The following is a 25,727-nucleotide window of genomic DNA, read 5'->3' on the forward strand; positions in this document are numbered from 1 at the left end:
CGTGCCGATGAGGTATCAGCTGGCAGCCTGTTCTTCCGCCAGCATGGTGACTCCGGAATCAGTTCCGAGAAATTGTTGGGCGTTGCCGCCCAGCATCTGCTGTTGTTGTTCCTTTGTGAGGAATTCCGCTTGCCTGATGAGGTGTCCGGCTGGGCGTTCGCCCAAGGGGTACGGGAAGTCTGAACCAAGCATGATGTGGTCGCTGCCCATTACGTCCACAAGGAGCCGCAATGAGGCGTGGTTGAAAACCGCGGAGTCAACGCTGAACCGGTTCAGATAGTGTGACGGGGGAAACTCGGATGTTGCGATGAGGTCGGGCCGCTGGTGCCAGGCGTTGTCCATGCGGCCGACCCAGTAGGGAAAGGACCCGCCGCCGTGGGCGAAGCACAGGCGCAAATGTGGGGGGAGCCTGTCGAAGCCGCCGCCCAGGATGAGCGAGAGAATCGAAAGGTGTGTTTCCCCGGGCATGCCCACTAGCCAGCGGGCCATCCAGCGCTCCAGTCGTGGCGAGCTGGGCATGTCCCAGGGATGCACAAAGACGGCTGCATTGCGATCCGCGCAGTGCTGAAGGAATGTGATGATGCCTTCGTCATCGAGGTCGCGGTCCCCCACATGGTTCCCGATCTCGACGCCGACGTGTCCGTTTTCCAGGCAGCGGTCGAGTTCCCTGCAGGCTGCGTCTGTGTCCTGTAACGGGACCTGGCAGAACGGGATCAGTCGTTGAGGCGCTGGATCACAGACTTCCAGGGCGAGGTCGTTGAAGATGCGGCTGACCTTTATGGCCTCCGTGGTTTCACGGGCGTAGGAGAAGAACAGTGGAGTGGGTGAGACTACCTGCACGTCAACTCCGTCAGCATCCATTGCAGCCAGCCGCTCTTCGGCGGCCCATGCCGCGGCCCGGAGGGGACGGTACTCGGTGGAGCCAAGCATAAGCATCGCCTCCCGCTCCGAATCGCTGCGCAGCCAGGGCCAGGGGCCGCTGCCACCGGTTTCCCTCTCGAGATCCGGCCAGCCCTTGGGCACGTAGTGGGTATGGATGTCTATAGTTGCTTGAACGGTGTCCACGTGTTCTTTTCCTCGTGTCTTGTCGAGCCCGGAGGGTGAGGGTCAGCCCCGGCCGGGGTGAACGGAGCCGCAGTTGCTGCAGGTGCGGGCGGCCGCGTCGCTGGCGTAGAACTGCTCGAATACCGGCGGCAGGTCAGCGACGATGTCCCGGACCTGCAGTTCGACCTCGTGAACGAGGTGTGAGCATTCGAGGCAGTACCACTGGAATTTCTCGGTGGTGCCTTCCTCGCGGATCCGTTCGATGACGATGCCGATTGAGCCGGCTTCCGGTCGCTGGGGCGAGTGGGGGATGTTCCCGGAGAGCAGCCACATTTCGCCCTCGCGGATATCGACGCGCTTTACGCCTTCATCGGTAACGATGTTGACGTGCATGTTGCCTTTGACCTGGTAGAACCATTCTTCATAGGGGTCAACGTGGAAGTCGGTGCGCTGGTTCGGGCCGCCCACGACCTGCACGATGAAGTCGTCTACCTGGGTCCACATGGCCTTGTTGTTTACCGGGGGCTTCAGTGAGGCCTCGTTCTCGGCCAGCCATTGCTGGAAGTTGAAGACGGGCAGGACATTTGTCTTGTTCTTGCTTTCGGTCATTGCCTTGCTCCTTGTTATTCCGGTGGTGGTGATGGTGGTGGTCAGTGTTGCCGCTTGTGTGCCACGGCTTGAATCTCAATTAGGAGGTGCGGGTGGGGCAGCTGGTGGACTGCGACGGTAGTACGCGCGGGACCGTTTTCGTCGAAGTACCGTCCGTACACTTCGTTGTAGCCGCCGAAGTCGTTCATGCTCACCAGGAATGTGTTGACCTGGATGAGATCGTCCAGGGAGGCGCCGACGTTGCGCAGGATTTCGCCGATGTTCTCGATGACCGCCTCAGTCTGAGCGCGGATATCGAGGCTTGTTGTGCCCAGTTCGTCCGCTTCTACGCCGGCGAAGGTGTTGTCCGGGCGCCTGCTGCTGGTTCCGGACACGTAGATGAAGTCACCCGCGACCTTGACGTGAGGAAAGCGGCCCCGGGGCTTTGCCAAGTGCTCAATGAGCCTGGCGCCGGTCATGCTGCAGCTCCGGCGGTCTCCAGTTCGACAGTGCCGACGCCGGCGACAATAGCCGTGATTGTCCGTCCCGGAGCCAGAGCGACCGCGGCGGTCGCCGCGCCCGCCAGAAGCACAGCGCCGGCAGGCAGCCCGGACCCGTAGCGCGAGTTCATGCGTGCGAACGCTTTGAGTGCATTCATGGGATCGCCGAGGATCGCTGAAGTGTTTCCCGTTTCAGTGATTGTTCCGTCGACAAGCAGGGTTACGGCGCGGCCGGCAAGGTCGTCTGTGAATTCGGTCCATTCCCCCAGGACATAGCGGCTTGCCGACGTATTGTCCGCGACGACGTCGGCAAGGCTGAAGGAGAAGTCCCGATAGCGCGAATCAATGATCTCAAGTGCGGGAGCGACAGCGTCAACGCTGGCAATGATCTGCTCCTCCGATGCCCCGGGCGGTATAGCCTGCCCGAAGCGGAAGGCGACCTCGGGTTCAATGCGCGGGTGAACTAGCCCGTCAAGCGTGAGGGCGGAGCCTCCGTCCACGTGCATGTCCGCGGTCAGGAATCCGACGATTACTTCATGCACGCCCATTTGCACCATTTTTGCCTCGCTCGTGAAGCCGAGTTTGGCACCGGCAATGCTCTCTCCCCGGGCTAAGCGAAGCGCGAGCAGTTCGGACTGTACCTGGTAGGCCTGCTCAAGAGAGAGCATGTCACCGAATTGGGCGATGGCGTTGCCCTCACGCTCAGCTTGGTCGAGCTGGCGGGCAATTGCCGTGGCGTCGTGGGTGGCTGACTGTGTAGTGGTCATTAGGATCAGGCCTCGCTGAGGTTCACGCACACGTTTGTGGGCTCGGTGTAGAAATGCAGGGAGTGGGTGCCGCCTTCGCGGCCGATGCCGGACAGCCCGGCGCCGCCGAACGGGGAGCGAAGGTCACGCAGGAACCATGTGTTGACCCACGTAATGCCCGTATTGATGAGTCCGGCCACGCGGTGACCGCGGTCCAGATCGCTGGTCCAAACGGAGGCGGCGAGTCCGTACTTTGTATCGTTGGCCAGGCGTATTGCTTCTTCCTCGTCGTCAAAGGGGATAAGGCCGGCGACGGGACCGAAAATCTCTTCGCGCATGACGGGCGCGTCGTGGCTTAGTCCGGTCCACAACGTCGGTTCGATCCAGGCACCGCCGCTGAGCTCCTGACCAAGGTTCGGGATGCCGCCGCCTACGATTGCGTCCCCGCCCTGCTGCTGTGCCCTTTCGAGGTATGAAAGCACTTTTTGCCGATGGTTCAGTGAAATAAGCGGACCCGTCGTGGTGCGGGCGTCCCGGGGCCTGCCCAAGGTCAAGCCCTTGGCTCGTTCGGCGAGCCCCTGGACCACTTCGTCGAAAATGGGGCGCTGGATGTACACACGTTCGGTGCAAAGACACACCTGGCCGGTGTTGGTGAAGATAGACCGGGTGAGTCCGTCTATGGCGCGTTCGATATCGGTGTCGGCGAAGACGAGTGCCGCGTTCTTGCCGCCGAGTTCAAAGGAAACGGGGCGCACGTTGGCTGCAGCGGCATGCATGATGGCCGAACCGGTCGATGATTCGCCTGTGAAAGTGATCCCATCGATGCCCTCATGCGTAGTGAGAAATTCTCCGGCCGAGTTCGGCCCAAAGCCGTGAACCAGGTTGAACACGCCATCGGGCACGCCCGCCTCGGCCATGATCTCCGCAAGCACCGTGGCCGAAGACGGTGTTTCCTCCGATGGCTTCACAATGACGACGTTCCCGCACGCGATCGCCGGGGCAACCTTCCATGTCAGCAACAGCAGCGGCAGATTCCAGGGAACCACTACCGCAACGACACCCAGCGGCCGGCGAAGCGCGTAATTAAGAGCACGCCGTCCATCGGGCAGTTCGGTCAGGAAGGAGTCGAGGCCCTCGGCAGAAATAATGTCGGCAAACGCCCGAAAATTGGCGGCCGCACGGGCGACGTCAAGGTCCCGGGCCAGCGCCTCCGGCTTGCCGGTGTCCGCGATTTCCGCCGCCAGCAAGTCATCAAAACGTGCCTCGATACGGTCGGCGATGCGGCGCAGCAGCGCGGCCCGCTCATTGACAGTTGAGCGGCCCCAGCGGCCCTGCAGGGCATCGCGGCCCGCCTTCACTGCCATGTCGATAGTGCCGCGGTCGGCTTCGGCGACGTAGGAGACCACGCTGCCGTCCACCGGGCTGATTTTTTCAAACGTGGCAGCGGTCGCGTCAATGAAGGCTCCGCCGACGAAGTTACGCAGGGTAGGAATCGCCATATTGGACACTTCTCCCGGGTTGTCGATGTGGGTTACATCACCCAGTCTGCTCGCCATATCCATGTCCGTCGAATGCTTATTCCCGAACCGCCCATGTCTAAACGGGCATATCATCTTGGCATGGACATCAGATCGCTCCTGAACGGGCCACTCAAAATTCGCCACCTCGTCCTGGTGCTGACAATTGCGGAACAGGGCAGCATCGTCAGTGCTGCGCGACATCTCTACATAACCCAGCCAGTGGTCAGTCGGGGGTTGCGCGAGGTCGAAGAGGCTCTGGGAGCCCCGCTTTTTGAAAGGGGGGCGCGGGGTGTTCGCCTCACACCCTATGCCGAAGTTTTCGTCGACCATGCCCGAGCTGTCGTGGGACACCTTAAGCAGGCGACACAGCACATAGCCGAGCTTGCTGACGCAACTGCGGGATCGGTTACGGTCGGCACTTACGTAGCGGGCGGGAACCTGCTGGTACCGAAAGCAATTGCACTGCTCAAACAGCAACGCCCGCATGTGAGTATCCATGTCCACGAGGCAACCCCCGACCGGTTAATCAACGGACTCGTCACCGGCGAAATTGATGTGGTTGTAGGACGCCTCACGGCCCAGCACGGCGAGCCGGAGCTGCAGCAGGCCGCTCTCTACCACGAGCCCATGGAGGTAGTTGCGCGGGTTGGACACCCTGTTCTTGACCTCGGCCCCACGACTCTGGCCGACCTGCGGAATTACCCCTGGGTCATGCCCATCGCGCAGACCGCGCTGCGCGGAGAGCTGGAGCGTGCTTTCGCGCGTGACGGCCTCGAACTGCCCGAACAGCAGGTGGACTGCTCCTCGACGTTGACTCTTCGTGCCATCGTGGCGGAAACCGACTTCCTTGCTCTTCAACCGCACACCATCGGCGCCGCCGACCCGCTGCTGCGCATTGTGGATGCACGGATCAAGGGCATCGGACAGACCGTTGGCGTGACGACCTTGCCGGACAGACTGCCGAGCCCCGCCGTCGCACTGATGCTGCAATGCATCGAGAAGGTGGCCACCGACATCCGCAAAACACTTCCTGCCGCTATCCGCAAACAAACCCGCCCCGTGGGCAGCCCAGGTATGCCCTAATGGGAACCCAGGGGACCCAAATAGGCATTAGCCATATCTGTCCCCGGCAAGGAAGCATGTTTATCAAAACCTTGCGGCAAACCGCCCCTACCCATAATTCGAGGTAAGTTTCAGATGCGTGTATTCGAGAAAGTGGCCGAAACGCTTATTGTCCTCGGCGTTCGGCAGGTCTTCGGCGTCGTTGGCAGCGGCAACTATGACATTACGAAAGCCCTTGTCGAGCGCGGGGCGACCTACGTCGCTGCCCGCCACGAGGGTGGTGCAGCGTCCATGGCTGATGCTTTCGCGCGGGTTGGTGACTCCGTTCCTGCCATCTCCCTGCACCAGGGATGCGGCCTTACAAACGCGATAACAGGCATAGCAGAGGCCGCAAAGTCGGGTTCTCCCATGCTGATTCTGACAGCGGAGGTTGCCGCTTCGGCGATTCACTCCAACTTCCGCATCGAGCAGGACCGCCTGGTCGAATCGGTAGGGGCTGCCAGCTTCCGCATCACCCGCGAAACCGCAGCCCGCGATGTTGCCCTTGCTTATCGGACCGCCGTCACGAGGCGCATCCCTGTGCTGGTCAATCTGCCCCTTGACGTCCAGAGCGCTGAGACCACTGAAGAGTTTTTGCCATCCCTGCCCGGTTTGGCCGCCCTGAGCCCATCGGTGGCACCCGCCACCGGAGACGTTACCCGCTTGGCGGACCTTATCGAGCGGTCCGAACGCCCGGTTGTCATTGCCGGCCGGGGTGGCCGCGCTGCCGGTCCCGAATTGCGGGAACTTGCCCGGGCGTCAGGCGCGCTGTTGGCAACCTCCGCCGTCGCCCGGGGACTGTTCAACGATGACCCTTTTTACCTGGATATCTCCGGCGGCTTCAGTACGCCGTTGGCGGCGCGCAGCATCCAGGGCGCTGACCTGATCATCTCGTTCGGTTCGGCGCTGAATATGTGGACGATGCGTCACGGCACACTCATCGGTCCCGAAGCTACCGTGGTACAGGTAGATGTAGATCCGCTGGCACCTGGTAAGCACCGTCCTATCAACTTCGGCGTACTCGGTGACTCCGCTGCTACGGCGGCCGCAGTGACGGAGGAGTTGAAAAAGCGTGGTTTGTCGCGGGTTGGCTACCGCACGGAAGAAATGGCGGAGGCTATCAAGTGTGAGGGCCGCTGGCAGGACGTTCCGTACGAGGATCTCGGTGACGGTGAGCGCATAGACCCCCGCACGCTGACCATCGCCCTGGACCGCCTGCTCGATAAGGAACGCGTGGTCGCTGTCGATTCGGGTAACTTTCTCGGCTACCCGAGCGCTTTCCTCGATATCCCCGACGAAAACGGACTCGTCTTCAGCCAAGCTTTCCAGTGTGTCGGCCTCGGCCTAGCTAGTGCTATTGGCGCCGCGTACGCTCAACCGGACCGCCTTCCGGTTCTTGGTACCGGCGACGGCGGTGCACTGATGGCGTCGGCCGAGATGGAGTCGGTCGTTCGTCTGGGCATTCCGATGGTAGTCATCGTCTACAACGACTCCGCCTATGGGGCCGAGGTCCACCATTTCGGCGAAAGCGACCACGCAATGGGGCTCATTACGTTCCCCGACACTGACTTCGCGGCCATCGCCCGGGGGTACGGCTTCACTGCCGCCACCGTCAGGACACCCGAAGACCTCGATCCCGTCCGTCACTGGCTCGATGGACCTCGTGACACCCCCCTGCTGATCGACGCGAAGACCGTCAGCTTTGCCTCATGGTGGCTCGAGGAAGCGTTCAAAGGCCACTAGGAAGGCCAACGAACCCCAGCAACACACTCATCCGGCATGCATCAAAGAACGAGAGGCAAGAACGACCATGACCGAGACAGCACCGACCGCAGGAGCCGGTACCCTTGAGAGCCTGCTCGAAGGCCTGGCGAAAGGACACATCCAGGTCATCGACCTCACCACGCCACTGACGCCGGAGACTCCCGCTCTGCGCTTGCCCGAACCGCTGACCAACGTGATAGATCTCAGCCTCGAACAGGTTGCCGCCTACGATGAACGCGGTCCCATGTGGGCTCACAACAACATCCATATCGGAGAGCATTTCGGCACACACGTCGATGCTCCGATTCACTGGATCAGCGGTCGGGCAGGCCGGGACGTATCCCAACTGCCCGTAGAGAGACTGGTCGGGCCCGCCGTCGTGATCGATGTGAGCTCCGAAGTCGCCGCAGACCCGGACTTTCTGCTCGAGATCCACCATGTTAAGGCGTGGGAGGACGCCCACGGCAAGCTGCCCAGGGGTGCATGGCTGCTTTACCGCACAGGATGGGATCAATATGGGCACGACGAAGCTCTGTTCCTCAACGCAGATGGAACCGGGCCACACACCCCTGGCGTCTCATCGGACTGCGCGCGCTGGCTCGCTGAAGAGACGGAAATCGCAGGGTTCGGTGTTGAGACCGTCGGCATTGATGCCGGGGCAGGATTCGGTCTCGAACCACCTTTCCCAATGCATCACTTCCTCCTTGGCAACGACAAGTACGGCGTAACGTCGCTAAAAAACGTTCGCCGACTGCCAGCCACCGGCGCTTTCATCGTCGTCACGCCATTGCCAATTGTCGGCGGCACAGCTAGCCCAGCACGCGTGCTGGCCTTCGTCGAGGCAGCCCAGGCATAAACCCAGACAACTACAGGAACCGCCCCTTCAGCGCCTCCAGAGGACGGGTTGAATACGTACGTGCCAGCCTCTGGAAGATGATGCGGTAAGAACGAGTTGCTGGCAGCCCGTCAGTCGCTTTGGACCTGTGACAACACTGACGCGGTGGCTCACATCGCGTGGTGCAGAGCTCACGCTATCCAGAAACAGGAGACCATCTTGGCGAGCGAAACAAGCCCACTCCCGATGCCACTACTACGTTCGGCTCTGGCTCAGAACAGAATCCCTCGACACCGACCCCTGCTGCCTACGCCTTCACAACTCTCCTCAGTCACATGGCAGGAACAAGACAGGAACCCGAACCGGGCGATAGGGCTTCAGAACCCGGCTCAGGGCTAGGCCGTTAGGCTCCGTATGAAACTAAGACGAACGGTCAAGTACCGGATGAAAAAGTGGAATCTACTGGCCGGCGCCCCCGTGGAAATAACGAGGTGGGGCACCCTCGTCCGGGCCGGCATTGTTGAAGACGTAATGCAGGACTCTAGTCTGCTTTGGGTAGCAGCAGATGGAGTACAAGGACGTGAGCTATTTTCGGCAGCTGACAACTACGAGGTTTGGATCGAACCGCACCTGCTGGATGGGAACATGCGGTACCGGATGACCGACGAACAATTACACCGGCAGTTTCACAAACGGGACTAGCTCGATTCCAAGCGATCTCTGCCAATTTGCAAACGCCGATAGCCGTCGGTTTGTGTGCGTGGAGCACGCATCAGCCCCTATAAAAACTTCCCTACTGGAGGTGGCACCATAGCCATCGCCGTCGGCGACGACCGGCAGTTTGTTGCATTGGACAAGGTCCTGTGCCTCCACGGGCGGGGGAAAGATCCCAGGTTCAGCACCAACGAACGCCGCGTCGAAAACCGCACGGACCTGAGCACTGTCCTCAAAGGGGGCATTGGTCACTGACACGCCGCCCTAGGCCAACAAAAACTGCTGGCCGCAGGGGTTCCCTCCGCTAATGTCAACAGCGTCGGTGAGGCACCACCTTCGCGCACACTCCGACCGCAACCACGAAAGGCCCCTAATGCCTGACATCAGCGACCTCATCGACTTCGATTCCCTGCTGACCGCGGAGGAGCGTGCGCTGCGCTCTACCATCCGGGCCTTCGTGGACAGCGAAATCAAGCCAAACATCGCGGGCTGGTACGAGAGGGCCATCTTCCCGGTCGAGATCGTCCCGGAGCTCGCCAAGCTGGGCGTGCTCGGCATGCATCTGAAGGGCTACGGCTGTGCCGGGCGCTCCGCCGTCGACTACGGCTTGGCGGGCGCAGAGCTCGAAGCCGGCGATTCCGGTCTGCGCACCTTCGTCTCGGTTCAGGGCTCACTGGCCATGAGCGCCATCCACAAGCACGGCTCCGAGGAACAGAAGCAAGAGTGGCTGCCCGCAATGGCCAAAGGTGAAGCAATAGGCTGCTTCGGACTCACCGAACCCACGGCAGGGTCGGATCCGGGCAGCATGACAACTTTCGCCCGCCGCGATGGCAATGACTGGCTGCTTAACGGCGCCAAACGCTGGATCGGTCTAGCGTCCGTCGCCAAGGTCGCCGTCATCTGGGCGCAAACAGACGAGGGAGTGCGCGGCTTCGTCGTGCCCACGTCCACCCGGGGGTTTACAGCCACCCCCATCGAGCAGAAGCTGTCCATGCGCGCCTCCATCCAGTGCGACATTGGCCTCACCAACGTGCGCTTGCCCGACAGTGCGGCCCTGCCGAACGTCAAGGGTCTCAAGGGTCCCTTCTCGTGCCTCAACGAAGCACGCTATGGAATTATCTGGGGCGCTATGGGCGCGGCGCGTGACGCGTTCGAGGCGGCCCTGGAGTACTCCAAGGAACGCATGCAGTTCGACAAACCGCTTGCCCGATACCAGTTAACCCAACAGAAGCTGGTGGACATGGCGCTGGAAATCAACAAAGGCTTCCTGCTCGCCCTGCACCTGGGCCGCAAAAAGGACGCCGGAACACTGCAGACGGACCAGATATCGGTCGGGAAACTTAACAACTGCCGAGAAGCGATAAAGATCGCCCGCGAGGCTCGCACCATAATCGGCGGCAACGGCATTACGCTGGACTACTCCCCGCTGCGCCACGCAAACAATCTGGAATCCGTGCGCACTTACGAAGGCACCGATGAGGTCCACACCCTGATCCTGGGCAACAAACTCACCGGCGTCCCTGCCTTCCGCTGAGGGAACGGACCCTCGGCCCTGCGAACTCCCAGTCCGTTTCCATCACTACCGGCTCAAGGGCATCCCGGGGACCGTTTCTTAGAAAGACAGTGTAGGTAACTCCTTCGCAGCCCACCCCCGCCGCCTGTTTTGAAACGCCTGTGAGGATTGGAGTGGCTGGTCTGGGATTGGCTGGCAGAGTAAGTGCAGGCCGTTCCACCTGGCGGTCGTGACTCATTAAACGCTTGGCCCCGGCTCTTTCTTGAGTGTCCTTTTATCGACATGTCCGTCTGCTGGGTGGGCGGCCGGCACCTGCCCGGCCCACCTCGGTGACGCAATCAGAAGATTGTCCGCTCCTCGCGGGGCGTGGCTCGTCACAGTACTGTTCCGAAGTGACCTCTACCCGGACTGGTACCGGCCCGTAACGGCCCTGACCATGTCCGCGAAATGAGGAAGTTGCCAGAACCGCTATGACTATCGTTGCCTATTCCCACCCGTTTGTCGTGGGCGTTGACACCCATGCCCGGAAGCACGTCTTCGCCATCATCGCCGTGCCAAGCGGAGAACAGATCGACACCCGGGAATTCCCTGTGACTGGTGCCGGAATCAGTCGCTCTATTGCCTGGGTCGCCCGTCGCACCGAAGCCGATCTAGCAACTCTGTGGGTGATCGAGGGCGCCGCTTCTTATGGTGCCGTGCTGGCCGGGGCTGTCGCTGCTGCCGGTTACCAGGTCGCCGAGGCCACTCGCATGGATGCCATGCCCCGTCGTGGGGTTGGAAAATCGGATCCGTTGGACGCGCACCGGATCGCTTCTGCGGTCCTTGCCTTGGAAGAAGATAAGTTGCGCCGGCCACGGTTGAACGAAGGGGTCCGCGCAGCCTTGCGGGTCCTGGTCTGTGCACGTCAGTCGATGACAACCGACCGGACCAGGACAGTCAATGCGTTGACCGCACTGCTCCGGACCAATGATTTGGGTTTGGACGCGCGGAGCTCATTGACCGGGAGCCAGATACTAGAGGTGTCCAGGTGGGGGGCCCGTGAAGAACCGCTTGCGGTATCGGTAGCCCGCTTCGAAGCAGTTAGGCGCGCTAAGCGCATCGGCGACCTGGATGCTGAAATCAAAGCAAACGGCTCCCGGATCACCGAATTGGTTGAGGTCAGCGAAGCCGCGCCACTGCTGCAGGAATCCGGCTTTGGCCCAGTCACGGCAACCATCTGTCTCACCGATTGGTCTTATCAGGGCCGGGTACGTTCCGGGGCAGCTTTCGCCTCCTTGGCCGGAGTCAACCCCATTCCCGCCTCATCCGGAAATACCGTCCGTCACAGGCTCAACCGCGGCGGCGACAGGACCCTCAATAAAGCGCTGCACATGATTGCTCTAACAAGAATGGCATTCGATCCGGAAACCATCGCATACGCAGCCAAACGAAAGGCAGAAGGTCTAACCAAAAAGGAGATCCGTCGGTGCGTGAAACGCTACCTCGCCCGACGGATCTACCGCACGCTCAACGCCAACTGCCTCAAGCCATTGCTACGTTGACAACCATAGAAGAGTCGATAACGGATATTCGGTCAAGTAGCTATCGGGTAATGCCAGGAAGCAGGAGCCATGTGCGGGTTCCTGCACGCCTTGCCCGTTAGGGCTTCTCGGCGGTCGCCTCGCCCTAGAGCAGCGTTGGAAAGGGGCGCGGGGAAGCGCGGGCAACTTGCGGGCGCCGGTCTGGCGTCAGAGTAGCGCGAAATTCGGCATTATTGACGGTGACTCATGATGTTCTCAGATCCCAACCTGACAGTTGGAGGGCAGGAACCGGGCTGCGGTAGCCCGAGAACTATCAAAATGGTCCGAAGAATCGGGTCTGAAGGAAAGCCACCTAGGGGAGGGGCGGGCCCTGTCACCTCCTGCATTCGTCAGGTATCTGAGAACCAGACCCGAGCTCCACCCGCGAACAAGTCTTCCCACATCAGACGCCCCGACGTCAGGTTGGGGTGTGGCCCAAGCGAACATCTAAGGCAACGATGACGATTTTGCCGGCACCCCTGAGGGTGATACCTAAAATGTGATGCCGACCAACGGAAGAATGCGCATACATTTTCCCCGGATGCCTCTTTCGCAGCCGTCTCAGGACTGCTTTCGGTCGTGAAGTCCTCGCCTTCCTGGCCGATCGGGCTGTGTTTATGCGCTGCTCTGCCGGGTCAGTCCGTACGGTACCTCCGGGTGGGCGCGAACAATGTAGTGGCCAGGCCCGGTCTGGGTGATCATGATGCCTACTTGATGGTGGGTTGCGGCGGGTTGGATGCTGTCCACAGCATTGTTGAGCGCCTTGTCGACTTCTAAGACGTTTTCGACGCGGACTTCGATCATTCCGGGCGACCTCTGGAACCCCTGGACATCGTTGTTCAGAGTTCTCATAACAGTTTCCATTGAGGCGTGCATCCGTGGGTTACACGGCTACGGACGGGCGGGTGGCCATCTCCGCGGCCTGGTGCAGCGCCTCCACCATGGACCGGGAATCGGCGATCGCCTTGCCGGCGATGTCGAACGCAGTGCCGTGGTCCACGGACGTGCGGATCACCGGCAGGCCGACCGTGATGTTCACGCCGGCCTCGATGCCCAGCACCTTCACCGGCCCGTGGCCCTGGTCGTGGTACATGGCCACCACCAGGTCGTAGTCGCCGCGGCCGGCCAGGAAGAACAGCGTGTCCGCCGGCAGCGGGCCCATCGCGTTGATCCCGTCAGCCTGCGCGGCCTTCACGCCCGGCTCGATCTTGTCCGCTTCCTCGCCCTGGCCGAACAGGCCGTTCTCGCCGGCGTGCGGGTTGATGGCGCACACGCCGATCTTCGGGTTCGGGATGCCGGCGCGGACCAGCGCTTCATGCCCGCGCCGGATGGTTCGCTGAACCAGGTCAGGGTTGATCTTGCGGACCGCGTCCATGAGGCCGATGTGCGTGGTCACGTGGATCACCCGGATCTTGGGCGTGGAGAGCATCATGGACACTTCCTCCGTGCCCGTCAGGTGCGCCAGCAGCTCGGTGTGTCCGGGGAAGATGTGCCCGGCGGCGTGCAGCGCCTCCTTATTAAGGGGCGCGGTGCAGATCGCCTGCACCTTCCCGGCCATCGCCAGCTCACTGGCCACCCGGATGTACTCGTACGCGGCGTGCCCGGCCACGGGGGAGAGCTGGCCCCATGGCAGGTCTTCCGGCAGCAGCGCCAGGTCGATCACGTTCACCCGGCCCGGCGTGAACACCGCGTCCTCCACGTCCCGGATGCTCTGGATGTCCGCCTCGATGCCCAGGACGTCCGCGGCCTGGCGCAGGCGCAGCGCGTCGCCGATCACCACGGGCCGGCACTCGGCGTTGCTCTGCGGATCCAGTACGGCGGCCACCACCACCTCCGGCCCCACCCCGGCGCCATCGCCCATTGTCACGGCCACATAGGGGAGTGGCTGGTTGTTCGTTGCTGACTCAGTCATTGTTGCTCCAGATTCGTGAAAGTATCGTGGGAAGGGCATTGGCAGGGTCCGGCGGGCTGGCGTCGGCGCTTCCGGATTTCGTCGTAAAGCTGCAGGAGGGCCAGGTCGTCACCGAAGCTGCCGGGCTTGGTGCCAACCAGCGTCCCGTCATCGGCGCGGCTCAGCACGGCCCCGTGCTGCACGGCCGCGAGCGGCACCAGGCTGTGGCGGCCGACGGCGTCCAGGACTTCCCGGGCCGTCTCACCGCCGGTAAGGATCAGGTCAGTGGGTGTTGCCTTCGCTGCCTCGGCCGCGAACTTCGACAGCGCACGCACGATGGTTGCTGCCTTCGCCGGGTCCACTTTCGCTGCTGCCAGGGTGACGGCAATGTTCTTGCCCGCCCTGAGGGCCTGCTTGGTTTCCTCAAGCTGCGTTTGGAAAGCACCGCTGGCTCCGGCATATAAAGGGTGCAGCCTGACCACCGTGAAGCCCCGTGCTTCCAGCTGAGTCAGTTGTGCCTGCGCGGTTTGGGACGCGGAACCGACGACGGCGAGCACTGGTCTCATGGATGGCTGCGGTTCGACGGTGGCTGCGTCCATGGATGCTACCTTTTGTGCAGTGCGAGCAACTTTCGCAGACAGTCGCTGGGCGAGCACATCGGCAACTCCACCGGTTCCCACCAGTACCACGCGCCGTCCGCCGGCGTGAAAGTGCAGCTCGAGTAGGGCATCCACCACGCGCTCCAGATCCTGCACCGTTTCGCCGTCGGCGACCACGAGCTGCGGCTCGTCAGAGTTCAGGAGTCCGGCCAGCTTGGTGGTCAGGGAACTGGACCGGACCTCGGCCAGCTCAACAGTCCTTACCAGATCAGGATCCTCGGGACGCAGCAGGGAGGCGACAGCAGCCGGTGCGGCGGAAGCCTCTGCCTGCCACAGGTCCGTCTCGGCCAGAGAAGTGCCAGCGATTAGAGGGCGGCCATGCACGATGGAACGCTGCAGCTGCGGGAGTGCCCCCGCCACTACGGCATGGAAACCGAGACTCGTCAGTGCGGAAATTTCGGCACGGATGTTGCCGCGCCACAGGGAGTCCATCTTCTTGAACAGCACCGGCGTACGGGAAGCTGCAGGGCTGGAGAAGACATCCTTTACCAGCGCCTCAGCGGCGGCCTCGGAAAGCCCGCGGGAGTGCGTATCGGCGACCATCACGTCGGCGGCTGACCCCGTACAGGAGGTGCAGCCGTCTTGGGTTCCCTGAAAAGTGCCAATGCCCAGGACGACCTGGGCGGATAGCCCGTGCTCCACAAAGCAGCAGCCAACCTCGGAGGCGCCGGAGAAATCGTCGGCTTGCACGTACACGGTGGCCATGGTGCTCCTCTCTGCGGGTGGTCAGCTGTTCTCCACGGGTAACTAGCTGGATCTGCTAGACATCATTACATATTTGCGCGAAACGCGCTATATAGACTGCACGAGGCGCGCATACGGTTTGGGGTAATGCAACCACTCGACCGAGCGCCAGCCTTGACACTTGGGCAAAGTCCGTTGAGCGGCCGGGAAGAAGGTGTGGTTTCGCGGTAACCGCGGGGTCTGTGAACAGTTTCCGAAGCTGCCCGCAGGCCTGGAACCCCCGACGAGAATATTGCTTTCACTACAACCCCCGCTGGGCCGGCCAGGCGGACAAATCGTCCGCCCCGCGGAACCGAAGTGTGGCTGTGGCAGCCTCACTGTCCCCAGACTGTGGCTGGAATGCACACGTACTTGATGGCGTCCCGGAGGTATGAGTAGGTCACATGAGCGGTCCCCGCCTCGTCAACGTAGATGCTGGGGTAGGAGATCTCCAGGCCACGGTATTCCGCCTCAGTCTCGACAACTCCGGCTTCAGCGAGCGTATCGGCATCCTCCAGATTGAGCACAGGGTGCCACGACTGCCCTTCGTCCTCAGACACAAGCAGGCTGAGTGGAAGGCGGGGAGTACCCCATACGGCGTGCCGCGAAAGCGGCTGCCGAGCGCCGGGCGCCGTGTACTTGCCTTCGGTGAGCAGTTCATCGTCGTCACCCTCATGCGCTCCTTCGGGGGCCGCGACTGGATTCGCGACGAGAAGGAGCGGGCTGGAGGCGTCTCGGGAGCCGACAGCGATCGATGAGTTGTTGTTTGGCACCTCCGTCGGCGTCGGTGCAGACCAGGTTTCGCCGTCGTCGTCTGAAGTTGTGCGGTATACCTTGTCGGCCCAACGGCTCCTGAAAAAGCCCACAAGTCGACCTTCAGATCGCCGTGCTATCGCCATATGTACGAGGCCGGTCGAGTCGGGAACCTCCACTTCGCGCCATGTTGCGCCCGCATCGTCGGTGATGAGAACAACGGTGACATCTCCCGAGCCCCGCCACTGTCGTCCCGGAAGCGGCAGGCAGCGGAACGCGGGTAGCAGCCACCGTGTCGGGGAGAGGGCGACGACCGGCTGGCGGATGAAAAGCCCGGGATCGCCGGCTATCGCGGCAGGCTCTGACCAGGAATCGCCGCCATCGCTGGACCGACGCAAAAAAACGCGCGATGTGTCCTGGGCTCCCAGGACCTGCGCAGTGTGCAAGAGCACCAGTTCACCGGTGGGGCTCCGAAAGAGAACAGGGTTCTGGTCGGATCGCCCTGGGGTGGCGGCCACCACCCGCTCCTCCGTCCAGATATCACCTTGCGAGGCGGCGGTTGACATCACGATGTCAACGTCCGGTTTTCCTTCGGCGCTTCCTGCAAACCACACGCAGCCGAGCGCGCCGTCCCCGAGCCCGGTAATAAAGGATGCATGGTTCTCCGGTGCGGATGTCGGAAGCAGCCCGGACGTAAGCCCTTGCGTTGTTGTGTCGAACGTGCTGGTGGGTTGACCCTGACTGCTGTGCATGATGCTCCTCAAAAGCTGCGCGTTGTGTTCATTCATACTAGCGCGTTACGCGCAGATTTCGAGACCCTAGACTTGGCGTGTGAGAGAAAAGGGAGATGTCGTGACAGAAACCAAAAATGACGAGACGAGTGGTCTGCAGTCCCTGTCGGCCCGCGAGCGGCGTGAACGGATCGTTCAGCTTGCGGGCGAGATGGGTGTCGCCAACGTCGCTGCGATCGCTCGGCAGTTCAATGTGACGCCATCCACTGTGCGCCGGGATCTGGCGCTTCTGAGCAGCAGCGGCCGTCTGGCGAGGACATATGGCGGCGCAATCGCCACCGTGGGGAAGCTTGAGAGCACTCTCGCGGTTCGGAGCCGCGAAGCCTACGAGCAGAAAGCGGCAATTGCTTCCTGGGCTGTTGGGCAAATCGGGCAGGGAGACAGTGTCCTCCTTGACGCTGGCTCTACGTGTGCCCTGGTTGCGCGTTCCCTGCCGGCGGACTCTGCTTTGACCGTCACCACCCCGAGTCTTGTCGCACTGAACCATGTCCACGCACGAGAGGATCTGGAGGTGTTCTGCCTTGGTGGACGCCTGCGAGCCACGAGCGATTCATTCATTGGCCCGCTTACCGAGTCCACGCTGGAAAGAATGTCATTCGATATCGCGTTCCTCGGCGCGGACAGTGTGCTGCCAACGGGGGAAGTTGTTGAAGCCGACCTCGAGCAGACCCGCCTCAAGGAGCTCATGGCGCGACGGGCGAGGAAGGTGTACGTGCTTGTGCACGCAAGCAAGTTGGGGACCAGGACGTACAAATATTCGGCGCGATTCGACAATAGGGAATGGACGATCGTTACCGATTGGACTGCCGACCCTGAGGTGCTCAGCCAGTTTGACCTAGAAGGAATCAATGTAGAGGTGGTTCCAGCACCGTAGCCACCCGGGTGTACGGGCGATGCCGCGCAAACGGCCAGTTCAATGCATCGAGGGGGCTCGCCACCCATTGCGGCATTACCTGGCGCGAGAAGATGCCACTGATCCGGTGGTTTTCACGACGGGCATAGGTGTCTCCATGACTTACCGCGCCTTCCCGCGACCGGGCGGTTCTTCGCGGCTTGAGGCCGGAGAGTACCTGCGTGCTTTCCCGGTTGCGGGCCCCGTATCTGGCCGTTCGAGAGCCCGCAATGGGCGTGCGACCGCCGGCTAGACCTTGCTCCCGCAAGATCTGAGCGCCGTCTCTAACTTCCGCAGGCGCGTTGTTCGGCCTCGTATTTCTAATCGGGCTCGACCCTGCTGCGCTGGGCAACTGCGACGACACCTCCACCAAGCCTCACGCCCTCAGAGTCGGTGAGCAAGTCCATTCGTTTGCGCGAAACAAGCGTGAACGATTGCTTGCAACGCGCAGTAGTTTGTCTTAGAGTGGTTCCACTCACACGTGAAAACGCAATGCGTCAACACGGTTTTCCCCGAACACAAGGAAGTGCGTTGAAGACTTCAATCAAGAAAATGGCCGCCGTTGCCGGGTCAGCCGCCCTCCTTGCGGCGCTTGGTGCCTGCACCCCGGGGGCGCCGGATAACAACTCGAGCGCCAGCGGCGGTTTCTCATACCGCCTCGCTACCCAGTACCAGGACTGGCTTAAGGATCTCCAATGGTTCCCGGCTGCACAGAAGCAGTCGGGCGTGAACGTAAACCTCGTTGACGGCGGGGCGAACGACAGCTACTACCAGAAGCTTGACCTTGCAATGACATCCGGCGATGTGCAGGACGCGGTGATTTCCTCCTACGCCCAGTCCCAGGTCTACGGCGCGCAGGGCGCGTTCCAAGACCTTGCCCCGCTGATCAAGCAGGAGGCGCCGAACATTCAGAAGTACCTCGACTCGAACGCCGAGTACCGCAACCTCGTCACGAACTCCCAGGGTCAGATCTTTGGGCTCATGGCAGAGCAGCCCAAGCTGTCGCATGTCACCTTCTACCGGTCTGACATGTACAAAGCAGCAGGTATCACGCCCGCTGAATCGGTAAACACCCAAGACTTCACAGACCAGTTGCAAAAGCTCAAGGACTTCTACGGGCAAAAGGTCGAGAACTACTACCCGCTCTCTGGCCGTGACTCCTTCCTCAAGTTCAACTACGCATTCGGCGCCGAGGACCGCATTGTTGACGGCAAGGTGCAGGGAGCATATGAGAACGGAGCTGGCCAGGACCTGTACTCCCCAAACTTCAAGAAGGAAATTGAGTGGTACAGGGACCTGTACTCACGTGGTCTCATCGATCCCGAATGGGTGAACGGCTCGAACACCGAGGATTCCTGGCAGGAAAAGATGCTCACGGGGAAGGCTTCCGTGGCCGATGATTTCTTCACCCGCCCACAATGGTTCATGCAGAACGGCGGACCTAAGAATGATCCGGCGTACGCGATCGACGTCCTGCCGGCATTCACAACAAGCGACGGCCAACCCGGGAAACGTCCGACCAGCGTCTACCAGACCAACCGCGTTCTGGCCGTTAGCGCCAAGTCAAACAAGGCGCCTCAGGTTCTGAAATTCCTCGACTACTTGTACAGCCCTGAGGGACAAACCACCTTGCACTACGGCGTCGAGGGCGAGTCCTACAAAATGGTTGACGGAAAACCCCAATACACGGTCGACTTCACCACGGAAGGCAACAAGCCCGTGGGAACGCCTGCATGGAACTTCCTCCAGGAACGGCTCACCTTCCCGACACCGGCGGACAACGACGCGTATCAGCAGTGGATGGACCCGCAGACCAAGTCCTTCGCTCCTGAATACTTCAACAACTCTGTCAAGGTTGTTCCCACGCTCACTTACAGCGCGGAACAGCTCGATAAGCGGACCTCGCTGAAGGCAACTGTCGACCCCTTCGTGACCGCGCAGATTGCGCAGTTTGTGCAGGGCAAGCTGGGCATGGATCAGTGGAACTCGTTCCTGGACCAGGCCACAGCTAAGGGCTACAAGGACATTGTGGCCATTGACCAAGCTGCCTACGAATCTTTGCAGAAGTGATGTTAAGGACGGACCAGGCAGCATCATGACCACCCTCGAATCAAAACCCATTGCTCCGCCGGCGGCTCCCGCAAGGGGCCGCCGGCGCGGCAAGCGCAGCCTCCTGCGGAACAAGTGGCTCTACCTCATGCTTGTCCCGGGGCTCATCCACCTTGTGGTATTCAAAATCGCGCCGGTTGCCGCGCTTGTCATCGCCTTCAAAAACTTCAGCCCGTTCCTGGGTCTATGGGGCAGTCCTTGGGTAGGACTTCAACAGTTCCAGGCCATCTTCAATGACCCTCAGATCCCGGGCCTGGTGGTCAACACACTGATCCTCGCGGTCGGAACCCTGATATTCAGTTTCCCCGCGCCGATAATCTTCGCCCTCTTCCTTAACGAAGTGCGGTTCACCGTCGCCCGGAAGTTCATTCAGACCATGAGCTTCGTCCCCTACCTCATCTCCTCAGCAGTTCTCGTCTCAATCCTCTACACCCTGCTCTCCCCGCAGGGGGGCCTGGTCAACGAGATCATCAAGGACTTCGGTGGCCAACCAATCTCATTCCTCACTGACCCGGACTGGTTCCGCCCGCTTTACATCGGGCTAAACGTCTGGCAGACCTTCGGGTATGGGACCATCATTTACCTCGCCGCAATGACTGCAATCGACCCATCGCTTTACGAAGCCGCAGAGATGGACGGCGTTGGCCGGTTCGGCAAGATGCGCTACGTGACGCTGCCGGCATTGGTGCCCATGATGGTCGTCATGTTGATCTTGGCGCTCGGCCAGGTGCTGACCGTCGACGTCGACAAGATACTTCTCATGTACAACCCCAACACATATGCGACCGCCGATGTGCTCCAAACCTATGTTTATCGCCTGGCGTTCGCCTCAGAAGGCTTCCCCAAGTACAGCTACGCGGCAGCAGTCAGCCTGCTGCAAGGCATCGTGGCGTTCGTTCTCGTGCTCGGAACGAATCGGATCACCAAGCGACTCACCGGATCGGGGCTCTTCTAAATGACTCTCACCCTCCGCCAAAACAAGCGGTCTTCAACGCTTCCGACCATCCGTCGGCGGAAGCTCACGGCGTTCGAATTTGTGAACCTCGTCGTGCTCTTCGCTATCGTCGCGGCGTGCATCTACCCCTTCGTCTACATCCTCGCAGTCTCGCTCTCCGACGGCACCGCAGTGAATGCGGGCAAAGTGGCGCTCATCCCCGAGGGCTTCAACCTCGAAACCTACAAATACGTGCTCACAAACGAGCGCCTCGGAATCCTTCGCTCGCTACTGAACTCGCTCCTCTACACTGCAGTCGGCGTTGCCTTCTCCGTTACCATCACGTATCTGACCGCCTATCCGCTGTCCAAGGCTCGGTTGGGGGGCGCAGGAGCCATCGTCATGCTCTTTCTCGTCACCTGGGTCTTCGATGCCGGCATCGTCCCCACGTACGTCATCAACTCGCAACTGGGCTTCGTCAACAACTGGCTGGCGATGGTGATCCCGTTCGGGTTCAGCACCTTCCTGCTATTGATAGCAATAACATTCCTGAGGAACATCCCGGTCGAGCTCGAAGAATCTGCATTGATCGACGGTGCCAACGATTTGCAGACCATGTGGCGGATATATCTGCCACTTTCTCGGCCTCTGCTCGGAACAATTGGCATCTTCTACGCCGTCCAAATTTGGAATGCATTCCTCGTCCCCCTGATCTACTTGCAGGAGAAGACCCTTGCCCCGATCCAACTCGTGCTCTACCGGCTGCTGCTTAACACCGATACGAACGCCACGTCATTCCAGCAAATAACGATGGGAGGACATCAGTTGGTCCCCCAAAACATCGCAGCGGTCACTATGATCTTCGCGATCGTGCCCATCCTCGCCTTCTACCCCTACGCCCAGCGCTACTTCCAGCAGGGCATCCTCGTCGGGGCGATTAAGGGATAACATCATGCCTTCTCAGACACACCCCGTCCCGCGCTCTGGCGTCAACGCCGCAATCGCTCTCGCAAACCCCGGTGTCGAATGGATCTGGCGCCTCGCCCTTCTCAACCTGCTCTGGATCGGACTGACCCTGGCTGGAGGGGTAATCTTTGGCCTGTTCCCAGCTACGGGTGCGGTGTACGTTGTGATGCGAAGTTGGTTCGTACACCCTGAAACACGCGACCAGTCTTTAATCCGTGCCATGACCGCCGCTTGGCGCGAGGGGTTTTGGCGGGTCAATGCGCTGGGCTGGGCCCTCACGGTGGTGGGGGCCCTGCTCGCCTACGGACTTTGGCTCAGCATTGGAAATCCAGGCCTGGCCGGATCGGTCGCCTTCTACGGCATCGTCATTGTGGCGGCTATGTTCTGCGCTATGCTCATTCACTTGCCCTTCGTTGCCGCTCACCTCGAGGCGGGCGGCATCCGGCTGATACGCGCAGCATGGATGCTGGCGCTGGCCCAGCCATTCGCGACGCTGGCGCTTGCTGCCCTCTTCGTTGGTTTGTCGTACATCCAGGCCGCCGTACCGGCGCTTCTTCTCTTCGCGTCGCTCAGCCCCCTCGCACTAGTGACCACGATCCTCGACTTGAGAACCTTTGCGGGGGCCGTTCAGCGAACGGACCAGTGATTCAGCGGACAGAACGGTCTCCGGTAACCCACGTTCAGGAGAGGTAAGGACCTTTCCTGAATGTAAGCGACTAAGCAACCACGAGGAATAAACGTATGAGCACGCAGCCCGAAGGCGCCCAGGTGGACGGCCTGAAACTTCCCATCTCCCAGCTGGTCCTGGGGACCATGACGTTCGGCGACACCGCTGACGAGGCCACCGCGGGCCGGATGGTGGAGGAGGCACTCGCGGCCGGCATCACCACCATCGACACCGCGAACGCATACGTGGGCGGGGTCACCGAGGAGATGCTGGCCCGGCTTCTCAAGGGAAAGCGCGACGGCGTCATCCTGGCGTCCAAGGCCGGCATGCCCCATCCGGATGCAGGATCCAACCCGCCGCTCTCACCAACGGCGTTGCGGGCCAGTGTCGAAGGCAGCCTGCGCCGACTGGGCGTGGACAGCATCGACCTGTTCTACCTGCACCAGCCGGACCGGGCCACGCCTCTTGCTTCCACTTTGTCTACAGTGGCTGAGATGGTCGCCGAAGGAAAGATCGGAGCGCTTGGTGTGTCCAACTTCGCCGCGTGGCAGATCGCCGACGTGATCCACACAGCGCGTGAAGTGGGGGCGCCGCGGCCCGTCGTCGCGCAGCAGCTCTACAACCTGGTGGCCCGCCGGCTCGAGGAGGAATACCTCGAATTCGCCGCCACCGACAACGTGCACACCATGGTCTACAACCCGCTGGGCGGCGGCCTGCTCACCGGCATGCACAGCTTCGACGCCAAGCCCACCGAGGGCCGCTACGGCGATTCCAAGCTCGCCGCCATGTACACGCAGCGGTACTGGGACAAGCAGCTGTTCGACGCCATCGGCGAGCTGTCCCGCATCGCGTCTGACGCCGGGATTTCCCTGGCCGAGCTGTCCCTGCGCTGGCTCGCGTACCGTCCCGGCGTAGGGTCGATGCTGCTGGGTGGATCCAAGGTGGAACAGCTGCGCGCCAACATCGCGGCCGTGGCGAACGGGCCGCTGCCGGCCGACGTCGTGGACCCCTGCGACGCCGTGGGCACCTCCTTGCGCGGCCCGATGCCCGCCTACAACCGCTGATTTCCCCGCTTGCTGAACCGAACTCTTGACAGAACCGACTGACTGAAGGACTCTGATGACCTCCGAACTGGCCACCGAATTCGCCCGCAAGATCCGCGCCCGTGAGCAGGCGGTGGGCTACTGGGCGGTCCTGGACGCACCCGTGGCCACCGAACGCATCGGCCGCCTCGGCTACGACTACGTCGCCCTGGACGCACAGCACGGCCTGCTCGGCTACTCCGGCGTGCTCAACGGACTGATGGCCATCGACGCCGGGCACACCGGCGTCGGCATGGTCCGAGTGGAAGCCAACGACTTCACCGCGATCGGCAAGGCACTCGACGCCGGGGCCGTGGGCGTCATCGTCCCGCTCATCAACAACGCCGGGGACGCCGCCGCCGCCGTGGCCGCGGCGAAGTACCCGCCCATGGGCGGCCGCTCCTACGGCCCCATGCGTTCGGCCCTGCGGATCGGGCCGAAGCCTGCTGACGCCAACGGCACCACTATGGTGTTCGCCATGATCGAGACCCCCGAGGGGCTGGCCAACGTCAAAGAAATCTGCGCCACTCCCGGTCTGGACGGCATCTACGTGGGGCCCTCCGATCTCGCGATTGCCGTGGGCGGGGCCTTCCCCGGAGACCCGCAGGTGGACGCCGAATTCAATGCGGCGCTGGAGACCATCGCCGAAGCCGCAGCCTCCGCCGGGATTGCCGCCGGCATCCACACCCCCGCCGGCACTGTAGCCGCGCAACGGCTGGCGCAGGGCTACACCTTCGCCACCATCGCCTCGGACCTGACGCACCTGGAACAAATCGCCAAATCCCACCTCGACGCCGCTACTTCCAAAGACTGACCTTCATTTCAAACACCACGACCGACGCGTACAGCACCATCACCGCCGACGGGCGGTGAAGCAGGCCAACGGCCCTCACTTACCTGCCTGCGCCGCCCTGTCTGCACCCGCCGCGCCAGCCACGGACGATGCCCCCAAAAAACGCAGGGTGGGACGGGCCATCTCAGGTTACTTTCCTCTAGTCCTGTTCAGCGCCGATAACAGCGATTCGGTCAAGTGGCCGACGGATCGTAGCCACGAATGAGAATCGGTACCGCCGCAGCACGAGGTTTGGTGGAAGTCGTCTCGCCGAAGCCGGCGTTGGCGTCAGAACAGGGTGTAATTCGTTTCATTGACAGTCGCTCAATGAAGTTCTCAGATCCCACCCTGACATTCCCAGAGTCAAGGAAACAGACGGGTGAAGAGCCGTGGACAAGCTTGAATGGCCGAAATATGGGGCGTGGCGGTCCATTTGGGGGAGGTGTTCGCCATGTCTCTGCTAACAGCCCTACCGGTGGGTTAGAAGCAGGCCAGAGCTCCGCCGACAGGCGCATTCTTCCTGGTGAGGCGCCCTAACGTCAGCTTGGGGTGTAGCTCAAAGAGAAAAAGCAACCTCCACTCACGCGGGTGAGTGGTTTAGAGAATCTATTCAGAGAGCAGCCGGCATTCAGGACGGAAATTTGTTCTCTAGGCTTTATGGACGGCGGGCAACCAAGTTGTCTTGTCCTCTAGTTCACCTTCGCGCGATCTATTCGCGGGACTCCCGAGCTGTGCCGCAAGGCACTTCGTGGTCTAGCCGAACGGTGTACTTACCATAATCGCGTTGTACGACCAGGATTCCCTGCCTGCGTTCAAGAGCGGCGGGTATGAGTCTGTTGATGGCACGGTTAAGCTTCTCGTCTCTGCTTTGGGGCTCCTCCACCGTGACGACTTCAAGGGAAAGAGGAAGCCCCGGGCTTGGCAACAGGACGCCGCCCGTTAGCGAGAAGGCAGCGCTGGACTCCGGTTCATGCAACTTGTAGGACACAAGTCCTCCTTACTAGGTCGACCGGGAGGAGTGCACGGTCGAAATTGCCGTTCGTTGGTTTCCTGCCGGATCACATGGCCTGCTTCCAGTCCTCTCGTCTAGTGAGGCGGAAGCTTCCACCCGACTGCATATGAGGTTGAGTCCTGGGTCTTGCCTGCAAAGAATCCAAGGTCCGGCCGAGGGCGTCGGATTGAGGTGTGCCCCAAGGGACGGACGGCCCACCCTGCGCTTCCTTATCAAACTCTTGCGTCAGACCCTCTGAGGCATGGCTAGTGGCGGTGTACGCGCCGCGATAGTGGCAGTTCGTGGACCAGGGTCCAGAGCGTGCGTGAACCGCCGAGGGGAGGCATAATTTCTCCCTGCTGCACATAGCGGAACGGTTGCGGGTCTTCGTCGGGCCGCCACCATCCGCTGGTTGGTGCATGGTCGCCGGTAGCCGCAAGGGAGGTGGTCTGTCGGGTGGGAGAAGTGGTTTGGATCACGGCGTGACCTTTTCCTTAGTCGCTTGAAGAGCTTCGTTTGTTTCTGTTAGAGCCGTCGCCTGAGGCATCAGGCC

Annotated in this window: 23 protein-coding genes; 13 read left to right on the plus strand and 10 right to left on the minus strand. The window is 61.5% G+C overall.

Annotated elements, in window-relative coordinates; all coding sequences use genetic code 11:
• Positions 1-15 precede the first annotated feature (15 nt).
• From ACFC25_RS09900 to ACFC25_RS09920, 5 genes are read right to left on the minus strand one after another with little or no spacing between them, the layout of a single operon-like run.
• Positions 16-1,065 (minus strand): amidohydrolase family protein, encoded by a 1,050-nt coding sequence (locus tag ACFC25_RS09900; RefSeq protein ID WP_376044980.1) that lies wholly within the window; start codon positions 1,063-1,065, stop codon positions 16-18.
• A gap of 42 nt (positions 1,066-1,107) precedes the next feature.
• A complete protein-coding gene (locus tag ACFC25_RS09905) occupies positions 1,108-1,653 on the minus strand; it encodes a 3-hydroxyanthranilate 3,4-dioxygenase (protein ID WP_376044981.1) in 546 nt (181 codons plus the stop codon).
• A 41-nt stretch (positions 1,654-1,694) separates the two neighbouring features.
• On the minus strand, positions 1,695-2,111 hold the full coding sequence (locus ACFC25_RS09910; protein WP_376044982.1) for a RidA family protein: 417 nt from the start codon (positions 2,109-2,111) through the stop codon (positions 1,695-1,697).
• Complete coding sequence (locus ACFC25_RS09915; protein WP_376044983.1) at positions 2,108-2,899, minus strand: 2-keto-4-pentenoate hydratase; 792 nt, start codon at positions 2,897-2,899, stop codon at positions 2,108-2,110. The genes ACFC25_RS09910 and ACFC25_RS09915 overlap by 4 nt, the downstream gene beginning before the upstream one ends.
• Before the next feature lie 5 nt (positions 2,900-2,904).
• On the minus strand, positions 2,905-4,434 hold the full coding sequence (locus ACFC25_RS09920) for a 2-hydroxymuconic semialdehyde dehydrogenase (RefSeq protein WP_376044984.1): 1,530 nt from the start codon (positions 4,432-4,434) through the stop codon (positions 2,905-2,907).
• 63 nt (positions 4,435-4,497) lie between these two features.
• On the opposite strand from ACFC25_RS09920, the gene ACFC25_RS09925 reads away from it, so the two are divergent.
• From ACFC25_RS09925 to ACFC25_RS09950, 6 genes are all read left to right on the plus strand, one after another.
• Positions 4,498-5,481 (plus strand): LysR substrate-binding domain-containing protein, encoded by a 984-nt coding sequence (locus tag ACFC25_RS09925; RefSeq protein WP_376044985.1) that lies wholly within the window; start codon positions 4,498-4,500, stop codon positions 5,479-5,481.
• Between the two features lie 114 nt (positions 5,482-5,595).
• Positions 5,596-7,242 (plus strand): thiamine pyrophosphate-binding protein, encoded by a 1,647-nt coding sequence (locus tag ACFC25_RS09930; protein ID WP_376044986.1) that lies wholly within the window; start codon positions 5,596-5,598, stop codon positions 7,240-7,242.
• 67 nt (positions 7,243-7,309) lie between these two features.
• Complete coding sequence (locus tag ACFC25_RS09935; protein ID WP_376044987.1) at positions 7,310-8,119, plus strand: cyclase family protein; 810 nt, start codon at positions 7,310-7,312, stop codon at positions 8,117-8,119.
• 735 nt (positions 8,120-8,854) lie between these two features.
• Entirely contained in the window at positions 8,855-9,067 is a 213-nt protein-coding gene (locus ACFC25_RS09940) for a CoA transferase (protein ID WP_376044988.1), read from the plus strand.
• A gap of 118 nt (positions 9,068-9,185) precedes the next feature.
• Entirely contained in the window at positions 9,186-10,346 is a 1,161-nt protein-coding gene (locus ACFC25_RS09945) for an acyl-CoA dehydrogenase family protein (protein ID WP_376044989.1), read from the plus strand.
• Between the two features lie 449 nt (positions 10,347-10,795).
• Positions 10,796-11,866, plus strand: coding sequence for an IS110 family transposase (locus ACFC25_RS09950; protein WP_376044990.1), 1,071 nt, complete (start codon positions 10,796-10,798; stop codon positions 11,864-11,866).
• A 633-nt stretch (positions 11,867-12,499) separates the two neighbouring features.
• On the opposite strand, the gene ACFC25_RS09955 is transcribed toward ACFC25_RS09950, so the two are convergent.
• The 4 genes from ACFC25_RS09955 to ACFC25_RS09970 all read right to left on the minus strand — a co-directional run bounded on the left by ACFC25_RS09955 (position 12,500) and on the right by ACFC25_RS09970 (position 16,662).
• Positions 12,500-12,736 carry a hypothetical protein gene (locus tag ACFC25_RS09955; protein WP_376044991.1) on the minus strand — a complete coding sequence of 79 codons (237 nt, stop codon included), beginning with the start codon at positions 12,734-12,736 and terminating at the stop codon, positions 12,500-12,502.
• A gap of 31 nt (positions 12,737-12,767) precedes the next feature.
• Entirely contained in the window at positions 12,768-13,796 is a 1,029-nt protein-coding gene (pdxA, locus tag ACFC25_RS09960; protein WP_376044992.1) for a 4-hydroxythreonine-4-phosphate dehydrogenase PdxA, read from the minus strand.
• Positions 13,793-15,139: a four-carbon acid sugar kinase family protein gene (locus ACFC25_RS09965; RefSeq protein WP_376044993.1), complete on the minus strand. Its 1,347-nt coding sequence runs from the start codon at positions 15,137-15,139 to the stop codon at positions 13,793-13,795. Before ACFC25_RS09965 ends, pdxA begins: the two co-directional genes overlap by 4 nt.
• A gap of 353 nt (positions 15,140-15,492) precedes the next feature.
• Positions 15,493-16,662 (minus strand): exo-alpha-sialidase, encoded by a 1,170-nt coding sequence (locus ACFC25_RS09970; protein WP_376044994.1) that lies wholly within the window; start codon positions 16,660-16,662, stop codon positions 15,493-15,495.
• Positions 16,663-16,762: 100 nt separating this feature from the next.
• Between ACFC25_RS09970 and ACFC25_RS09975 the strand changes: the two genes are divergently transcribed.
• The 7 genes from ACFC25_RS09975 to ACFC25_RS10005 all read left to right on the plus strand — a co-directional run bounded on the left by ACFC25_RS09975 (position 16,763) and on the right by ACFC25_RS10005 (position 24,165).
• Positions 16,763-17,575, plus strand: coding sequence for a DeoR/GlpR family DNA-binding transcription regulator (locus ACFC25_RS09975; RefSeq protein WP_376044995.1), 813 nt, complete (start codon positions 16,763-16,765; stop codon positions 17,573-17,575).
• Positions 17,576-18,124: 549 nt separating this feature from the next.
• Positions 18,125-19,663, plus strand: a complete 1,539-nt coding sequence (locus ACFC25_RS09980) for an extracellular solute-binding protein (protein WP_376044996.1) — start codon at positions 18,125-18,127, stop codon at positions 19,661-19,663.
• 25 nt (positions 19,664-19,688) lie between these two features.
• On the plus strand, positions 19,689-20,657 hold the full coding sequence (locus tag ACFC25_RS09985) for an ABC transporter permease (RefSeq protein ID WP_376044997.1): 969 nt from the start codon (positions 19,689-19,691) through the stop codon (positions 20,655-20,657).
• Positions 20,658-21,584 (plus strand): carbohydrate ABC transporter permease, encoded by a 927-nt coding sequence (locus ACFC25_RS09990; RefSeq protein WP_376044998.1) that lies wholly within the window; start codon positions 20,658-20,660, stop codon positions 21,582-21,584.
• 4 nt (positions 21,585-21,588) lie between these two features.
• On the plus strand, positions 21,589-22,248 hold the full coding sequence (locus ACFC25_RS09995; protein WP_376044999.1) for a YesL family protein: 660 nt from the start codon (positions 21,589-21,591) through the stop codon (positions 22,246-22,248).
• Between the two features lie 95 nt (positions 22,249-22,343).
• Positions 22,344-23,333: an aldo/keto reductase gene (locus ACFC25_RS10000; protein ID WP_376045000.1), complete on the plus strand. Its 990-nt coding sequence runs from the start codon at positions 22,344-22,346 to the stop codon at positions 23,331-23,333.
• Between the two features lie 55 nt (positions 23,334-23,388).
• A complete protein-coding gene (locus tag ACFC25_RS10005; protein ID WP_376045001.1) occupies positions 23,389-24,165 on the plus strand; it encodes an HpcH/HpaI aldolase/citrate lyase family protein in 777 nt (258 codons plus the stop codon).
• A 1,275-nt stretch (positions 24,166-25,440) separates the two neighbouring features.
• Here ACFC25_RS10005 and ACFC25_RS10010 read toward each other — a convergent pair.
• Positions 25,441-25,653: a hypothetical protein gene (locus tag ACFC25_RS10010; protein WP_376045002.1), complete on the minus strand. Its 213-nt coding sequence runs from the start codon at positions 25,651-25,653 to the stop codon at positions 25,441-25,443.
• Positions 25,654-25,727: the final 74 nt, after the last annotated feature.

Origin of the sequence: Pseudarthrobacter sp. NPDC055928, from assembly GCF_042270935.1 — a bacterium.
Lineage (GTDB): Bacteria > Actinomycetota > Actinomycetes > Actinomycetales > Micrococcaceae > Arthrobacter.

What these genes read in the sequence shown, in the direction of transcription:
- ACFC25_RS09995 (WP_376044999.1), top strand. Translation starts at nt 21,589, where the DNA reads ATGCCTTCTCAGACACACCCCGTCCCGCGCTCTGGCGTCAACGCCGCA.
- pdxA (WP_376044992.1), bottom strand. Translation starts at nt 13,796, where the DNA reads ATGACTGAGTCAGCAACGAACAACCAGCCACTCCCCTATGTGGCCGTG.
- ACFC25_RS09970 (WP_376044994.1), bottom strand. Translation starts at nt 16,662, where the DNA reads ATGCACAGCAGTCAGGGTCAACCCACCAGCACGTTCGACACAACAACG.
- ACFC25_RS09955 (WP_376044991.1), bottom strand. Translation starts at nt 12,736, where the DNA reads ATGAGAACTCTGAACAACGATGTCCAGGGGTTCCAGAGGTCGCCCGGA.
- ACFC25_RS09950 (WP_376044990.1), top strand. Translation starts at nt 10,796, where the DNA reads ATGACTATCGTTGCCTATTCCCACCCGTTTGTCGTGGGCGTTGACACC.
- ACFC25_RS09990 (WP_376044998.1), top strand. Translation starts at nt 20,658, where the DNA reads ATGACTCTCACCCTCCGCCAAAACAAGCGGTCTTCAACGCTTCCGACC.
- ACFC25_RS09985 (WP_376044997.1), top strand. Translation starts at nt 19,689, where the DNA reads ATGACCACCCTCGAATCAAAACCCATTGCTCCGCCGGCGGCTCCCGCA.
- ACFC25_RS09935 (WP_376044987.1), top strand. Translation starts at nt 7,310, where the DNA reads ATGACCGAGACAGCACCGACCGCAGGAGCCGGTACCCTTGAGAGCCTG.
- ACFC25_RS09930 (WP_376044986.1), top strand. Translation starts at nt 5,596, where the DNA reads ATGCGTGTATTCGAGAAAGTGGCCGAAACGCTTATTGTCCTCGGCGTT.
- ACFC25_RS09910 (WP_376044982.1), bottom strand. Translation starts at nt 2,111, where the DNA reads ATGACCGGCGCCAGGCTCATTGAGCACTTGGCAAAGCCCCGGGGCCGC.
- ACFC25_RS10000 (WP_376045000.1), top strand. Translation starts at nt 22,344, where the DNA reads ATGAGCACGCAGCCCGAAGGCGCCCAGGTGGACGGCCTGAAACTTCCC.
- ACFC25_RS09965 (WP_376044993.1), bottom strand. Translation starts at nt 15,139, where the DNA reads ATGGCCACCGTGTACGTGCAAGCCGACGATTTCTCCGGCGCCTCCGAG.
- ACFC25_RS09915 (WP_376044983.1), bottom strand. Translation starts at nt 2,899, where the DNA reads ATGACCACTACACAGTCAGCCACCCACGACGCCACGGCAATTGCCCGC.
- ACFC25_RS09945 (WP_376044989.1), top strand. Translation starts at nt 9,186, where the DNA reads ATGCCTGACATCAGCGACCTCATCGACTTCGATTCCCTGCTGACCGCG.
- ACFC25_RS10005 (WP_376045001.1), top strand. Translation starts at nt 23,389, where the DNA reads ATGACCTCCGAACTGGCCACCGAATTCGCCCGCAAGATCCGCGCCCGT.
- ACFC25_RS09905 (WP_376044981.1), bottom strand. Translation starts at nt 1,653, where the DNA reads ATGACCGAAAGCAAGAACAAGACAAATGTCCTGCCCGTCTTCAACTTC.
- ACFC25_RS09925 (WP_376044985.1), top strand. Translation starts at nt 4,498, where the DNA reads ATGGACATCAGATCGCTCCTGAACGGGCCACTCAAAATTCGCCACCTC.
- ACFC25_RS09920 (WP_376044984.1), bottom strand. Translation starts at nt 4,434, where the DNA reads ATGGCGAGCAGACTGGGTGATGTAACCCACATCGACAACCCGGGAGAA.